This window comes from Pseudomonas simiae, assembly GCF_000934565.1.
GTDB classification, from domain to species: domain Bacteria; phylum Pseudomonadota; class Gammaproteobacteria; order Pseudomonadales; family Pseudomonadaceae; genus Aquipseudomonas; species Aquipseudomonas simiae.
Window position 1 is genome coordinate 5,871,970 of record NZ_CP010896.1, and the last position, 15,104, is coordinate 5,887,073.

Annotated in this window: 14 protein-coding genes; 5 read left to right on the top strand and 9 right to left on the bottom strand. The window is 59.8% G+C overall.

The window, feature by feature from the left end:
* Positions 1-94: 94 nt before the first annotated feature.
* The 5 genes from PF1751_RS26795 to PF1751_RS26815 form a co-directional block, all read right to left on the bottom strand.
* Entirely contained in the window at positions 95-1,063 is a 969-nt protein-coding gene (locus PF1751_RS26795) for a CDP-6-deoxy-delta-3,4-glucoseen reductase (protein ID WP_010207400.1), read from the bottom strand.
* Positions 1,063-2,529, bottom strand: a complete 1,467-nt coding sequence (gene ubiD, locus PF1751_RS26800) for a 4-hydroxy-3-polyprenylbenzoate decarboxylase (protein WP_003176824.1) — start codon at positions 2,527-2,529, stop codon at positions 1,063-1,065. The genes PF1751_RS26795 and ubiD overlap by 1 nt, the downstream gene beginning before the upstream one ends.
* A gap of 156 nt (positions 2,530-2,685) precedes the next feature.
* Positions 2,686-3,945: a transcription termination factor Rho gene (gene rho, locus PF1751_RS26805; RefSeq protein WP_003176825.1), complete on the bottom strand. Its 1,260-nt coding sequence runs from the start codon at positions 3,943-3,945 to the stop codon at positions 2,686-2,688.
* Positions 3,946-4,180: 235 nt separating this feature from the next.
* Positions 4,181-4,510 (bottom strand): thioredoxin TrxA, encoded by a 330-nt coding sequence (gene trxA / locus PF1751_RS26810; protein ID WP_010207403.1) that lies wholly within the window; start codon positions 4,508-4,510, stop codon positions 4,181-4,183.
* Positions 4,511-4,631: 121 nt separating this feature from the next.
* Complete coding sequence (locus PF1751_RS26815) at positions 4,632-5,327, bottom strand: FadR/GntR family transcriptional regulator (protein WP_044288048.1); 696 nt, start codon at positions 5,325-5,327, stop codon at positions 4,632-4,634.
* Positions 5,328-5,582: 255 nt separating this feature from the next.
* Here PF1751_RS26815 and PF1751_RS26820 point away from each other — a divergent pair, with 255 nt between their 5' ends.
* The 4 genes from PF1751_RS26820 to PF1751_RS26835 are packed head-to-tail and all read left to right on the top strand — an operon-like array spanning position 5,583 to position 8,425.
* Positions 5,583-6,368 (top strand): transporter substrate-binding domain-containing protein, encoded by a 786-nt coding sequence (locus PF1751_RS26820; RefSeq protein WP_010207406.1) that lies wholly within the window; start codon positions 5,583-5,585, stop codon positions 6,366-6,368.
* A gap of 17 nt (positions 6,369-6,385) precedes the next feature.
* Positions 6,386-7,054 carry an amino acid ABC transporter permease gene (locus tag PF1751_RS26825; protein ID WP_010207407.1) on the top strand — a complete coding sequence of 223 codons (669 nt, stop codon included), beginning with the start codon at positions 6,386-6,388 and terminating at the stop codon, positions 7,052-7,054.
* Complete coding sequence (locus PF1751_RS26830) at positions 7,051-7,701, top strand: amino acid ABC transporter permease (RefSeq protein ID WP_010207408.1); 651 nt, start codon at positions 7,051-7,053, stop codon at positions 7,699-7,701. Before PF1751_RS26825 ends, PF1751_RS26830 begins: the two co-directional genes overlap by 4 nt.
* On the top strand, positions 7,688-8,425 hold the full coding sequence (locus PF1751_RS26835; protein ID WP_010207409.1) for an amino acid ABC transporter ATP-binding protein: 738 nt from the start codon (positions 7,688-7,690) through the stop codon (positions 8,423-8,425). The genes PF1751_RS26830 and PF1751_RS26835 overlap by 14 nt, the downstream gene beginning before the upstream one ends.
* Here the strand turns inward: PF1751_RS26835 and PF1751_RS26840 are convergent.
* The 4 genes from PF1751_RS26840 to PF1751_RS26855 form a co-directional block, all read right to left on the bottom strand.
* Complete coding sequence (locus PF1751_RS26840) at positions 8,397-8,936, bottom strand: DUF1120 domain-containing protein (RefSeq protein WP_044288049.1); 540 nt, start codon at positions 8,934-8,936, stop codon at positions 8,397-8,399. The two genes, PF1751_RS26835 and PF1751_RS26840, sit on opposite strands and share 29 nt — an antisense overlap.
* Positions 8,926-11,442, bottom strand: coding sequence for a fimbria/pilus outer membrane usher protein (locus PF1751_RS26845; RefSeq protein ID WP_226994532.1), 2,517 nt, complete (start codon positions 11,440-11,442; stop codon positions 8,926-8,928). The genes PF1751_RS26840 and PF1751_RS26845 overlap by 11 nt, the downstream gene beginning before the upstream one ends.
* 7 nt (positions 11,443-11,449) lie before the next feature.
* Complete coding sequence (locus tag PF1751_RS26850; RefSeq protein ID WP_370737445.1) at positions 11,450-12,151, bottom strand: fimbria/pilus chaperone family protein; 702 nt, start codon at positions 12,149-12,151, stop codon at positions 11,450-11,452.
* A gap of 130 nt (positions 12,152-12,281) precedes the next feature.
* A complete protein-coding gene (locus PF1751_RS26855; protein WP_029529026.1) occupies positions 12,282-12,932 on the bottom strand; it encodes a DUF1120 domain-containing protein in 651 nt (216 codons plus the stop codon).
* 444 nt (positions 12,933-13,376) lie between these two features.
* Between PF1751_RS26855 and ppx the strand changes: the two genes are divergently transcribed.
* Positions 13,377-14,879: an exopolyphosphatase gene (gene ppx, locus PF1751_RS26860; protein WP_010207414.1), complete on the top strand. Its 1,503-nt coding sequence runs from the start codon at positions 13,377-13,379 to the stop codon at positions 14,877-14,879.
* The last annotated feature ends 225 nt before the right edge of the window (positions 14,880-15,104 follow it).

Consider the following 15,104-nt stretch of genomic DNA (forward strand, 5'->3'; position numbering starts at 1 on the left):
TTCAGTGACACATGCACTGACTGACCCACCGCTTTCGCGAGCAAGCCCGCTCCCACAGTTTGATCAGCGTACATCCGTGATGCAGGTGATCGCTTCAGGGCCGAGGGGCGTAAGCAAACACGTCCGCACGCATCTGGTGCGCGTCCATACCGGCATCCACCAGCGCATCCAGGGTGCCGTATATCATCGCCGGTGAACCGCTGGCGTAGACGTGCACCGACTTGAGGTCGGCAATGTCTTCGCACACCGCTTCATGCAACAGCCCGCAGCGCCCTTCCCAACCGCACAGGTCGCTGACGACTTTGTGCAGGAACAGGTTGGGCAGTTGCAGCCACTGGTCCCAGTGTTCGATCTGATAGAAATCTTCCGGACGGCGCACGCCCCAGTACAGGTGGACAGGGTGCTTGAAGCCGGAGGCGCGGCAATGCTCGATCAGGCTGTGCATCTGCGCCATGCCGGTGCCAGCGGCGATCAACACCAGCGGCCCGTCCGGCAGCTCGGCCAGGTGAGTATCCCCAAAAGGCAGCTCTACGCGAGCCATTTGGTTGCGTTGCAGTTGCGCAAGCAAGGTGCGCGCGCTGTCCTCGCGGGCCAGCACATGCAGCTCCAGCTCGCGCCCGGCATGGGGTGCCGAGGCCAGGGAGAACGCGGACTGCTCACCGTTCTCGCGCTCGATCATCAGGTATTGCCCGGCGTGGTAACGCACCGCCTTGCCGGCCGGCGCACGCAGGCGCACGCGCCACACATCGCCACCCACCTCGACGCATTCACTCAATTGGCACGACAACTTGCGCAACGGCAACTCTCCCGGCGCCAGCACGCCATCCCACAACACAATGCAATCTTCCAGCGGCTCGGCGATACAGGTGTAGAACTCGCCGTGATCACGCACTTCACCGGCCTGCTGCACCCGGCCTTCCACCAAGAGCGCGGCGCACACATGGCACACGCCGTTGCGGCAGGCCTGGGGGCATTCGTAGCCCAGGCGGCGCGCGCCTTCGAGGATTCGCTCGCCAGGGACCAGCTCCAGCACGGCGCCGGAAGGTTGCAGGGTTACTCGCATCAATCTATTCCCAATTCTTTCCAGATCGCATCGACACGGGCGGTGACGGCTTCATCCTTGACGATCACCCGGCCCCACTCGCGGGTGGTTTCACCCGGCCACTTGTGGGTGGCGTCCAGGCCCATCTTCGAACCCAGGCCCGACACCGGCGAGGCGAAGTCGAGGTAGTCGATCGGCGTGTTGTCGATCATCACCGTGTCGCGCTTGGGGTCCATACGCGTGGTGATGGCCCAGATCACGTCGTTCCAGTCGCGGGCATTGATGTCGTCATCGGTGACAATAACGAACTTGGTGTACATGAACTGTCGCAAAAACGACCACACACCGAGCATTACCCGCTTGGCGTGGCCTGGGTACGACTTCTTCATGGTCACGATGGCCATGCGGTACGAGCAGCCTTCCGGCGGCAGGTAGAAGTCGGTGATCTCCGGGAATTGCTTCTGCAGGATCGGCACGAACACTTCGTTGAGCGCCACGCCCAGGATAGCCGGCTCATCCGGCGGACGGCCGGTGTAGGTGCTGTGGTAGATCGGCTTGATCCGGTGGGTGATGCGCTCGACGGTGAACACCGGGAAGCTGTCGACTTCGTTGTAGTAGCCGGTGTGGTCGCCGTACGGGCCTTCATCGGCCATTTCACCCGGATGAATCACGCCTTCCAGGATGATTTCGGCAGTGGCCGGTACTTGCAGGTCGTTGCCGCGGCACTTCACCAGTTCGGTGCGGTTACCGCGCAACAGGCCGGCGAAGGCATATTCGGACAGACTGTCGGGCACCGGGGTCACGGCGCCGAGGATGGTGGCCGGGTCGGCACCCAGTGCCACGGAGACCGGGAACGGCTTGCCGGGGTGTTTTTCGCACCATTCGCGGAAGTCCAACGCGCCGCCACGGTGGCTCAACCAACGCATGATCACCTTATTGCGGCCGATCACTTGCTGGCGGTAGATACCGAGGTTCTGGCGATCCTTGTTCGGACCTTTGGTGACGGTCAGGCCCCAGGTGATCAGCGGGCCGACGTCGCCAGGCCAGCAGGTTTGCACCGGGAGCATGGCCAGGTCGACATCATCGCCTTCAATGACTACTTCCTGGCACACCGCGTCCTTGACCACTTTGGGGGCCATGGCAATGATCTTGCGGAAGATCGGCAGCTTCGACCAGGCATCCTTGAGCCCCTTGGGCGGCTCGGGCTCCTTGAGGAAGGCCAGCAACTTGCCAATCTCGCGCAATTCGCTGACTGACTCGGCGCCCATGCCAAAGGCCACGCGTTCGGGCGTACCGAACAGGTTGCCGAGCACCGGGATATCAAAGCCGGTCGGGTTCTCGAACAGCAGCGCCGGGCCCTTGTTACGCAAGGTACGGTCGCAAATCTCAGTCATTTCCAGCACCGGGGAAATCGGCATCTGGATACGTTTCAACTCTCCGCGCTGCTCAAGTTGCTGCACGAAATCCCGAAGATCCTTGAATTTCATTAACCATGCCACCCGTAAAATAGGCGTACATCCTACCTGCTATGGCGGCGGCTGGCAGCTTATCGCGATGTATTTGGTTACGGAGAATGCTTAAAAAACGGCACAAAAAAAATGGCGCCCCTGAGGGCGCCATTCTTTCGGACCTGAAACGTCGTATTACTTACGCTTCATCGACAGGAAGAACTCGTCGTTGGTCTTGGTGGTTTTCAGCTTGTCGATCAGGAACTCGATGGCAGCCACTTCATCCATCGGGTGCAGCAGCTTGCGCAGAATCCACATGCGCTGCAGTTCGTCGTCGGCGGTCAGCAACTCTTCGCGGCGGGTGCCGGAGCGGTTGATGTTGATCGCCGGGAACACGCGTTTTTCCGCGATGCGACGGTCCAGGGGCAGTTCCATGTTACCGGTACCCTTGAACTCTTCGTAGATCACTTCGTCCATCTTCGAACCGGTTTCAACCAATGCGGTGGCGATAATGGTCAGCGAGCCGCCTTCTTCGATGTTCCGCGCGGCGCCGAAGAAACGCTTCGGTTTTTCCAGGGCGTGGGCATCGACACCACCGGTCAATACCTTGCCGGAGCTCGGGATCACGGTGTTGTAGGCACGGGCCAGACGGGTGATGGAGTCGAGCAGGATCACCACGTCCTTCTTGTGTTCGACCAGGCGCTTGGCCTTCTCGATCACCATTTCGGCAACCTGTACGTGACGGGTTGGCGGTTCATCGAACGTGGAGGCAACCACTTCGCCGCGCACGGTGCGCTGCATTTCGGTCACTTCTTCCGGACGCTCATCGATCAACAGCACGATCAGGTGAACTTCAGGATTGTTACGCGCGATGTTCGCTGCAATGTTCTGCAGCATGATGGTCTTACCGGCTTTCGGCGGTGCAACGATCAGACCACGCTGGCCTTTGCCGATCGGGGCGCACAGGTCGATCACACGACCGGTCAAGTCTTCGGTGGAACCGTTACCGGCTTCCATCTTCATGCGCACGGTCGGGAACAGCGGGGTCAGGTTCTCGAAGAGAATCTTGTTCTTCGCGTTCTCGGGACGATCGAAGTTGATCGTGTCGACCTTGAGCAGGGCGAAGTAACGCTCGCCTTCCTTCGGAGGGCGGATCTTGCCAACGATGGTGTCACCGGTGCGCAAGTTGAAGCGACGGATCTGGCTCGGCGAGACGTAGATATCGTCTGGGCCGGCAAGATAGGAGGCGTCAGCAGAGCGGAGGAAGCCGAAGCCGTCCTGGAGAATCTCCAGCACGCCATCACCGGAGATTTCCTCGCCGCTTTTCGCGTGCTTTTTCAGCAGGGAGAAAATCACGTCCTGCTTGCGCGAACGGGCCATATTTTCTATGCCCATTTCTTCGGCCAGCTGGAGCAGGTCGGTAATCGGCTTTTGCTTGAGTTCAGTCAGATTCATATAGGAATGACGTAATCATTTATGGAGGGGGGAAATTAAGCTTTTGGCTTAATGAGGCCGCGCCGCAGAGAAGGCGACAGGATCGCGTACTAATCGAAAAGGAGTGCGTCGGCGACGGCATGCAGGGGGCAGTGGAGAAACCAGTGCGGGGCCGAATGTACCACCTGAGTTTCGGAGCGTCTAGCCCTGTTTCACGAAAAAGCCCCGCTATTTTGCGGGGCCTTTTTGACGACGCTTAGATGTTCGCGTCAAGGAACGCTTGCAACTGAGACTTCGACAGCGCGCCTACTTTGGTCGCTTCGACGTTACCGTCCTTGAACAGCATCAGGGTCGGGATACCACGCACGCCGTGCTTGGCCGGGGTTTCCTGGTTGTCGTCGATGTTCAGCTTGGCAATGGTCAGCTTGCCTTCGTAGGTGGTCGCAATGTCGTCCAGGACTGGAGCGATCATTTTGCAAGGGCCGCACCATTCAGCCCAGTAGTCAACCAGCACCGGGCCTTGAGCCTTGAGTACTTCGGCCTCAAAGGTCGCGTCGGTGACGTGCTTGATAAGATCGTTGCTCATGGATGTCTCCGGATTGTAAGCAAAAAAAACGTGGCCCATCATAGCCGCCCTTCCACCGTTCAGGAAGCCGCCTCTGATTGAGTCTTGCTATGGCGGTGCATGAGTTTGGGTATAGCCCAACTCACGGCGTGACGGGAGTCACGAAGGCAATGCCCGTGCGCAACGCCGCATTGCGCACGTGTTCCTGCATGCTTTTCTGCGCCGCCGCACTGGCGCGCCGGGCCAGGGCGCGCAGGATCCTGCGATGTTCCTGCCAGGTTTCCATGGCCCGCTCCGGCCGGATGAACGGTAGCTTCTGGCTCTCCAGGAACACCTCGGCGCTGGCACTCAGGATGCTCACCATCGCCTGATTACCGCTGGCCATCAGGACGCGCTGATGGAATTCGAAGTCCAGCCGGGCAGCGGCTTCAAAGTCGCCGGCCTTGAGCACCTTGCGCATGGCCTCGACGTTATCCTCCAGGCTGTCCAGCTCATCGACAGTCAGCGTCACCGCCGCCAACCCCGCCGCAAACCCTTCCAGCGCATAGCGCAACTGGAAGATATCCAGCGGCGTGGCCTGAGCCGCAAAGGGCCAGGTAAACCCCGGCGACTCCTCGGCCGCCTGCACGAACACACCCTTGCCAGGCTGAACACTGACCACACCCAGGGCACTCAAGGACGACAACGCCTCGCGCAACGACGCTCGGCTCACCCCCAATTGCACCGCCAGATCCCGTTGCGACGGCAAGGCATCGCCCGGCCCGAAGCCCTGGTCCTTGATCAGTTTGCGAATGGCCTGCAGGGCCGCTTCCGGTACGGCTTGGGCGATGGAATTCATAGAAAACTCAAGGTTCCAGTCAACTGAGCGGCTAGTTGTAAAGCTATTCGCCGTCGGCGGCAAGCCACGCCCCAAAGGGGCTCGCGAGGTTTTGCCGACGCTCGAAAAGGGTGCGAAAAACCCGCGAACTGTTCAGACCAGTCCGACCATCGCAACGCAATAAATCCCTGGCTTGCAGGCTTTATTGAGAGTGATGGCATGGGCTGTGCACTGAGCAAATCCAGAAAATTCCTTCGCCCTTCTCGGAGAGTTGCCATGACCAAGCGCTACAGCGCCCTGCTTACTGCCCTGTTTGCCAGCCTCATGCTGAGCCAGGCACCCGCCCAGGCCAACGGTCTGGACGACATCGTCGCCCGTGGCACCCTCAAGGTCGCCGTGCCCCAGGACTTCCCGCCCTTCGGCTCGGTCGGCCCTGACATGAAGCCCCGCGGCCTGGACATCGACACCGCCAAGCTGCTGGCTGACCAACTCAAGGTCAAGCTGGAACTCACCCCGGTCAACAGCACCAACCGTATTCCCTTCCTCACCACGGGCAAGGTCGACCTGGTGATCTCCAGCCTGGGCAAGAACGCCGAGCGGGAAAAGGTCATCGACTTCTCCAAGGCTTACGCACCGTTCTACCTGGCCGTGTTCGGCCCGCCTGAAGCGGCCATCAGCAGCACCGACGACCTCAAGGGCAAGACCATCAGCGTGACCCGTGGCGCCATTGAAGACATCGAGCTGACCGCCGTGGCACCCAAGGAGGCCACCATCAAGCGCTTCGAAGACAACAACTCCACCATCGCCGCCTACCTCGCCGGCCAAGTCGACCTGATCGCCAGCGGCAACGTAGTGATGGTGGCTATCAGCGAGCGCAGCCCGAAACGCGTGCCCGCGCTGAAAGTGAAACTCAAGGACTCGCCGGTGTACGTGGGCGTGAACAAGAACGAGCCGGCGCTGCTGGAGAAGGTCAACCAGATCCTGGTCGCGGCCAAAGCCGACGGCAGCCTGGAAAAGAACGCTATGCAATGGCTGAAAGAGCCACTGCCCGCCGATCTCTGAAGCGACGGAGCTGACTCATGGCGTATCAATTTGACTTCGTGCCAGTGCTGGCCAATACCGATCTGCTGTTGCGTGGCGCGCTGTTTACCCTTGAGCTGACGGCCATCGGCGCCATCCTCGGTGTAGCCCTGGGCACCGTCGGCGCCGTGGTGCGGGCGTGGAAGATCCAGCCGTTTGCGTGGTGCTTCGGCGTGTATGTCGAGTTGATCCGCAACACGCCGTTCCTGGTGCAGTTGTTCTTCATCTTCTTCGGCCTGCCGTCCCTGGGGCTGAAGATCACCGAGTGGCAAGCCGCCGTGCTGGCAATGGTGATCAACCTGGGCGCCTATTCCACTGAAATCATCCGCGCCGGTATTCAGGCTATTCCGCGCGGACAACTTGAAGCCGCCGCCGCACTGGCCATGACACGCTTCGAAGCTTTCCGCCACGTCGTGCTGCTGCCGGCGCTGGGCAAAGTGTGGCCGGCCCTGAGCAGCCAAATCATCATCGTGATGCTCGGCTCGGCGGTGTGCTCCCAGATCGCCACTGAAGAACTGAGTTTTGCCGCCAACTTTATCCAGTCGCGCAACTTCCGCGCCTTTGAAACCTATGCCCTGACCACGCTGGTGTATCTGTGTATGGCGTTGATGATTCGCCAGTTGCTCAACTGGATCGGCCGCCGCTTCGTGATGAGGAACAGCCGATGAGTGATTTTTCCTTCTGGGACATCGTGCGCAACCTGGCCACGGGCCTGCAATGGACCTTGCTGCTGTCATTGGTGGCCTTTGTCGGCGGCGGTGTGATCGGTTTGCTGGTGATGACGATGCGCATCAGCCGCAAAGCCTTCCCGCGCAACCTTGCGCGCACCTATATCGAACTGTTCCAGGGCACGCCGCTGTTGATGCAACTGTTCCTGGTGTTTTTCGGTATCGCCCTGCTCGGTGTGGATATCTCGCCCTGGCTGGCGGCGGCGATTGCCCTGACATTGTTCACCAGCGCCTATCTCGCCGAAATCTGGCGTGGTTGCGTCGACTCCATCGCCCACGGGCAATGGGAAGCCTCGGCCAGCCTGGCGCTTAACCCGCTGGAGCAACTGCGCTACGTAATCCTGCCCCAGGCGCTGCGGATTGCCGTCGCGCCTACCGTGGGGTTTTCGGTGCAGGTGGTCAAAGGCACCGCCGTCACCTCGATCATCGGCTTCACGGAACTGACCAAGACCGGTGGCATGCTCGCCAACGCTACCTTCGAACCCTTCATGGTCTACGGCCTGGTGGCCCTTGGTTACTTTTTGCTCTGTTACCCCTTGTCCCTCAGTGCGCGCTACCTGGAAAGGAGACTGCATGCCTCTGCTTAGAATTTCCGCCCTGCATAAGTATTACGGCGATCACCATGTACTCAAGGGCATCGACCTGACCGTCGAAGAAGGCCAGGTGGTGGCGATCATCGGCCGCAGCGGTTCGGGCAAATCCACCTTGCTGCGCACCCTCAATGGCTTGGAGTCGATCAACGACGGGGTGATCGAAGTCGATGGCGAATACCTCGACGCCGCCCGCGCCGACCTGCGCAGCCTGCGGCAGAAAGTCGGCATGGTGTTCCAGCAATTCAACCTGTTCCCGCACCTGACCGTCGGCGAAAACGTGATGCTTGCGCCGCAAGTGGTGCAGAAAGTGCCGAAGGCCAAGGCGGCCCAATTAGCCAAGCAAATGCTGGAGCGCGTCGGACTGGGCGAAAAGTTCGACGCCTTCCCCGATCGCCTGTCCGGCGGCCAGCAACAACGCGTGGCGATTGCGCGCGCCCTGGCCATGTCGCCCAAGGTGCTGCTGTGCGACGAAATCACCTCGGCCCTCGACCCGGAACTGGTCAACGAAGTGCTCAGCGTGGTGCGCCAACTGGCCAAGGACGGCATGACCCTGATCATGGTGACCCACGAAATGCGCTTCGCCCGTGAAGTCGGCGACAAGCTGGTGTTCATGCACCAGGGCAAGGTGCATGAAGTAGGCGACCCCAAAGTGTTGTTCGCCAGCCCGCAAACCGCCGAGCTGGCCAACTTCATTGGTTCGACGGAACAGTCGCACTGACCCGTTCGAACTGGCCATGCCCCTCCAGCAGCACCTCTCGACGGACCGAGAGGGCATTGGCCGGCAATTGAACCGCTATTTCTACCTGGGCCGTCAGCCGACGGCCCGTCACCGGCGCACCGCCTGCGCTCGCATACAACGCACGACCCGGTAACAGCTGCCCGTTGGCGGCTTCATCGGGCTGCCACGATACCGGCCTGCCGTCGACCTGAGCCTGCCTCAGGTTCAAGGTAAAACGCCCTTGCCGCCCGAACTGAAAGCCTTGGGCATCGGCGGCGACACCGCTGAAACGCAGCGCCATCGTCGAAGCATTCGTGCAAAGCACGCTCAGGTGCAGCGTACGTGGCGTGTCCAGCGTCACTGTCGCCCGGCCGGAGGTCGCTTGCGAAGGACGAATCACCCCATAGTCGACCCGGGGCTCGCTCAAGGTCATCCGGCAGTTGTCGGCTTGCGCCTGGCTCGCCACAACGGCCACCCACAACAGCCACAGGCTCCTGCGCTTAGCGAACATGGCAGACCACCGGTGCGGTTTCGTAGAGTGTGTCATCGTCAGGCTCTTGCTCAGGATTGACTTGCAGCCGGCAGGATTTGGCGTCCGGCAGTGAAACTGTCAGGGTTTGCGGCCCATCGATATTGCTCAGGAACACCATGCCTTCACCCACTACGCTGGTCACAAAGTTGTTGTCTTCACCGAACACTGCGGCACCTTGAGGCAGTGGTCGGCCCTCTTCGTCCTGGGCTTCAAGCAATAGGCGACGGACTTTCACCACGTCAAAGTTGAGAATATTGACTGAGCCCCGACCGGCAGCGAGCACCTTGGTCCCGTTCTTCAAGTCGACGCGCTTGGGCAGCGACTGGGTCTGCACCTGCAGATGGTTGTTGCTGTAGGCCTGCAGCCCGGGGATCACTGCCTGGCCGCTGAAATCGGTCCATACCGGCCCTTGGGGTGTCGAAACCTTGGCCGCTCCGATATCGCCCACCGAGACAATGCCAAACGTGTCCTGCACCGCATAAGGCGAGAAGGTCACGCCGTGCTCATGGGCCACGATGCCGCCTTGCAGCTGGCCGGAATAATGGGTGTTCGACGGATCACGGTCGACGCCCAAGCTCACGCGGGTATACAGCGGCAAGACGTCCACACGGCCGCGCACGCTTTGCTCTCGCTCTTTCATGTCCCGATCGACACCGACCTCGTAGTTCACATAGTCGTTGACCCGCTCGCTGAGGGCGGTACCGGCATCCAGCCGGTCACCTCGACGACTGACGTAAGTGCTCATACTCCGATCAGTCCCGAGGGGCACCGTGACTTGCAGCCTGACAGACGTGCCCTCGTCCAGCCGATCGTTGCGGCGGCCGCCCCGAATCGGCTCCAGGCCCCGAGGCGCGGTCGCGTCTACCTGAGCGTCGGCGATCAGTGCGACACCCACGCCGTTGAACGTGTTGTTCCACGAGGCAAAGAGGTGATCGTTGGATTGCCCGTCAAATTGCGAGCTACGGGTGAAACCGAGGGAGAAACCACCCAGGGACGGGTCCGCCCAGCTCAAACCGGCCGTGTACTGGCGCTTGAAACGCGCATCGAGGTCGTACCCCCTCGACGCCTGGCCGGCGTCCAGTACCTCCCGGTAACCACGGCTCTGTGCCGAGGCACTCAGGTTGATATCAAGGTTGGCAAATAACGGAATCCCCAAAGACAGCGTGCTCCGCGCACCTCCCACCTCATCTTGAGCATCACGGGACAGGTTATGGCGCACGCCCACGGTCACCTGATGGAAAAACACACTGCTCAGGGATCCGCCTGCCGACTGATATTCGTCGGTACTCAGCAAACCGAAACCCAACGACGAGCGCTGGCCCAACCCCCAGGTGCCGCTGCCCATGGCAACCACAGGGGATTGCTGGTTGTCGAGGGTCGTCTCACGCACCTTACCGAGGGAAAAATAGTACCCCGGCTCCACCGGAGCCCCACCAAGAAAGGACGCAGCGGGCACCACGAAGCTGCGCTTTGCCCCACGCACGTCAATCACGCTCACGTCGAGGTCGCTGGTGCTGTTCAGCAACGGTAAACCGGTCAGCCTGAACGGACCTTCCGGCACCAGGGTGGAGTGGATCAATGCGCCCGACTGACGGACTTCGACGCGTGACTGGCTTTGAGCCAGCCCTTCAACGACGACATTGCTGTCGCCCGCACCGGAGCGCTGCTGGCCATCCGGGAAGAACTGCAAGCCCGTCAGTTGTACCCCGCCGAATATAGGGTTGTTGGTGGAAATCTGCCCCACCTGGAAGGTCGACTGCAACGCCGCGATATCACGCTGGGCATAGGCATTCACCTGTTCGGTGCGCGTCTTGCCATTGTCGGACACATAAAACTGGCGGCTTCGTACAATCCAATTACCCAGGTTGAATCCCGCCTCAGTATAGGCCGACACGAAACGACTTGACCCACTGCGCGCGTGGGTATCGAAACCCAATACGTCGTAGTTGAAGAGCGCGGCCGCGCCACCCTCGGAAAAACTCCCGCCCTCCCACTCCGGCGCACGCAGGGACTGGGTCGGCACTACCAGTGTGACCTCGTCGCTGCTGGGGCGCAGTCGCACCATGGTCGCCGGATATTCCCCAACGAAATCATGGCAGGCCTGGTCAGGGGTGATGCCCTCGCGCAGAACCTTGGACGGGGTAACCAGACCGGCTTTTGCCAGCAACGCAGGGGTGAAGCACAACTGCCCCTGGTAATCGAAACGGGCGTCAACCAACCCCAGCGGCGTGCCATTGACTCGCAGTCCGACCACATGAACACCTTCGCGAAAGCGCGCTGCGCTACGGAAGTATTCAGACACCTGCGGATCAATCCCAAGGGAGGTCAGCGCGGCCAGATCAAAGCCTTCCCCCAACCCAACCGCTGCGCTGCTACCTGGCAGACTCCACAGCGTCGCAAGCCCCAGCAGAATTCTGGAGCGAGCCTGGGAAATAGTGCTCGGCACGCTATTGGCAGAGCGACGGGTATGCCTGATTTTTTTCATAGGCCCGTCAATCCGCCTCAGCCGTAACGGGCGCGCGGTAACTGTCCACCGTAAACCCGTAGACCGTGGCCGGTTGAATCCCCACGGCCACCACGCCCGCCACCGAGCCTTCCGACGCGAGCGTCAGCACTTCGCCCGGCAGGATGTACGTTCGCGGCAACGTTGCAACGCTTGCCTGCGGATGCAGTTGTACTTCCATCCCCAAGCGCACGACGTAAGGGCTGTTGTTGTGGACCCGCAACTGATCCCCTTCACGCTTCCATGTCAGCAACTGCCAGGGCGCGTCATGCCTGGCCAAGCCTTTGGGGTGCAGGATCAATGGCAGGCTCTGGCGCAGGGTGATACCAATGGTCGCACCGCCAGGCGCACGTGCCTCGGGGATGCCTTCAAAGGAAACTCGTTTCAGGCGTTGGGTCTTGAGCGGTTTCTTCGTGGTACTGATGAAGCGAACCAGTTGAGTGTCGCCCGCCTCCACCCGCGTAATCGGAGGCGTCACGATCAACAAGGGTTCGAGGTCTTCCGGTATGTTTTGTATGACTGAATGAAGTAACGCAGGGCGGGGGTCCGTGTTTTTAACATTAAGTGTCGCCTCACCTTCTTCTTCATTCAGTATGACAACGGTTGTCTCGGGCTGCATTCCGTCCGCGACTGCCATACCGCACAAAAAAAGGCAAAAGCTTATATAGCGCAGCAACGACGTCACGATTATTGATAGAACATTCACCGATTTTCCCCACAGCCATAAAGTTGAACACCCACAAACGCACACGCTAAAACAGCCGACACTTAACAAAGGCAAGTAAGTGCCTTTGCGTTTATGTCGGCTATTAATGACGTACTTAGATGTAATCCACTGACAGACTGGTGCGACCATCCAGCGTTACATCACGGGTCAGGTCCAAATCCTGCGTGCGGTTGATAACGGCTTTCACTTCAAGCGTGCCTGTAAGACTGTTAACGAATGCCGGCACCACAGTGGTGCCGCTACGCCATGAATACTGGGAAGGCGATTGGGCGACTTTACCGTCACTGTTCTGCCAGGCCGCCCCCTGACTGCTGCGCATGATAGGGGTCAGGGTCCCGCTGGAAGATTGCAGGTTTTTGAGAGTTACGGAGTACCCACCGGTACGCTTGCTATTGGCAAGGCCCAGGCCATAGTTCTGAGCCTCGGTGAACCCGGCACCGAGGATGCCTGTCACCTTGCTGGCGGATTGCAGGTCGCTCAGCATCACTCGAAACTGCGCCGGTGCTTGGCCGCAACTGATGTTCAAGCCCACGGTTTTTGCTGCAAGAGGCGTGAACTGCGTCGGCGACAAGCTTGAGGCGGGAATTGTCTGGTAATCGACGATGCCGCCACCGGCGAGGCTAAGGTTGCACGCCACCGGTTTGATAGTCCCTCGTACAATCAGTTCAGCAACATTCGTTGCATGAGCCCCGATACTGGCGGCCAAGCAAAGAGCACCCACTGTCACACCAAGCATTTTTTTCATATTCAACCTGTCATCTCTAATGAGTAGGTGCATTTACGACGGCCGAAAATTCCGAGCCTAAATAAATAACACCACGGCGTAATTGCCGGATGACAGTCTGTCGTTTTTGTACCTGACTAAAGAATCAGATTAGGCATCAGTCATTGTGGGAACTGTAAAAACAAATAGTGAGCCAAGCCGAATGACTAAGTAGGCGCAAATACAAAACCAACAAGCTATTAATCGCTTCCTTGTAGGCAAAATCACAAACAGTATAAAAACAACAAAATGTTAATAACTCCTACAAAGATAAATCCCCGTTCTCTTTGAACTTAGAAAACCGCCCTACATTTCCCACAAGAATTCCTCACAGACACCTGCAGGAAAATTACCGAAGCGGTACGCGTTGGCACCAAAGGTCGATCGTGGCACGATGGCTGGGTTATCGACCGAGACCCCCTTACCATGCCGCAATCCCAAGCCAAGAATCTGTCCCTGATCGCCGCCATCGACCTGGGCTCCAACAGCTTTCACATGGTCGTGGCCAAGGCCCAGAACGGCGAAATCCGCATCCTTGAGCGGCTCGGCGAGAAAGTGCAACTGGCTGCCGGCATCGACGACGAGCGTCAGCTCAACGAAGAATCCATGCAGCGCGGGCTCGACTGCCTCAAGCGATTTGCCCAGTTGATCAACGGCATGCCCTTGGGTGCCGTGCGAATCGTCGGCACCAACGCGTTGCGTGAAGCCCGCAACCGTGGCGATTTCATCCGCCGCGCCGAGGAGATCCTTGGGCATCCGGTCGAAGTCATCTCCGGCCGAGAAGAGGCGCGTCTCATCTATCTAGGCGTGTCCCATACCTTGGCCGACACCCCCGGCAAACGCCTGGTCGCCGACATCGGCGGCGGCAGTACCGAATTCATCATTGGCCAACGCTTCGAACCGTTGCTGCGCGAAAGCCTGCAAATGGGGTGCGTCAGCTACACCCAGCGCTATTTCAAGGACGGCAAGATTACCCCGGCGCGCTATGCCCAGGCCTATACGGCGGCGCGGCTGGAGATCATGAGCATCGAGCACGCCTTGCACCGCCTGACCTGGGATGAAGCCATCGGCTCGTCCGGCACCATCCGCGCGATCGGCCTGGCCCTGAAAGCCGGCGGCCACGGCACTGGCGAAGTGAATGCCGAAGGCCTGGCGTGGCTCAAGCGCAAGCTGTTCAAGCTGGGGGATGCCGAGAAAATCGACTTTGACGGCATCAAGCCCGATCGTCGCACCATCTTCCCGGCCGGCCTGGCGATTCTCGAAGCGATCTTCGACGCCCTTGAGCTGCAACGCATGGACCACTGTGACGGCGCCCTGCGCGAAGGTGTGCTCTATGATCTGCTAGGCCGCCACCACCATGAAGACGTGCGTGAGCGCACGCTCACTTCGTTGATGGAGCGTTATCACGTCGACCTGCAACAGGCCGCCCGTGTGGAGCGCAAAGCCCTGCACGCCTTCGACCAGGTGGCCGAAGACTGGGACCTGGAAGACGGCGTATGGCGCGAGCTGCTGGGCTGGGCCGCCAAGGTGCATGAAGTGGGCCTGGATATCGCCCACTACCATTACCACAAGCACGGCGCTTACCTGATCGAGCACTCGGACCTGGCCGGCTTCTCCCGCGAAGACCAGCAAATGCTCGCCCTGCTGGTGCGCGGCCATCGCCGTAACATCCCCAAGGACAAATTCGCTGAATTCGGTGACGAAGGCATCAAGCTGATCCGCCTGTGCGTGCTGCTGCGCTTTGCGATCCTGTTCCACCATATTCGTGGTACCCAAGAAATGCCCCAAGTGACCCTGCGTGCCAACGGCGACAGCCTGGACGTGGTGTTCCCGAAAGGCTGGCTGGATGAAAACCAACTGACCCAGGCGGATTTTGGTCAGGAAGCCGAGTGGCTGACGCGGGTGGGGTTCAACCTGAACCTGCGCTGACCCGATCTAGACAACACCATACAACCAATGTGGAAGGGGGCTTGCTCCCGATTACGGTGGTTCAGTCAACGTATCCAGTGACTGACATACCGCAATCGGGAGCAGGCCCCTTCACACATTGGCCCGCGCAAAAACACCTTGCCCCTCCCGTTAGCCACTCATGCAGACCTGTCAGATATGACAGTTGTGCATATCTGCTGATCAATCTTTACTCCCGCTCACCCC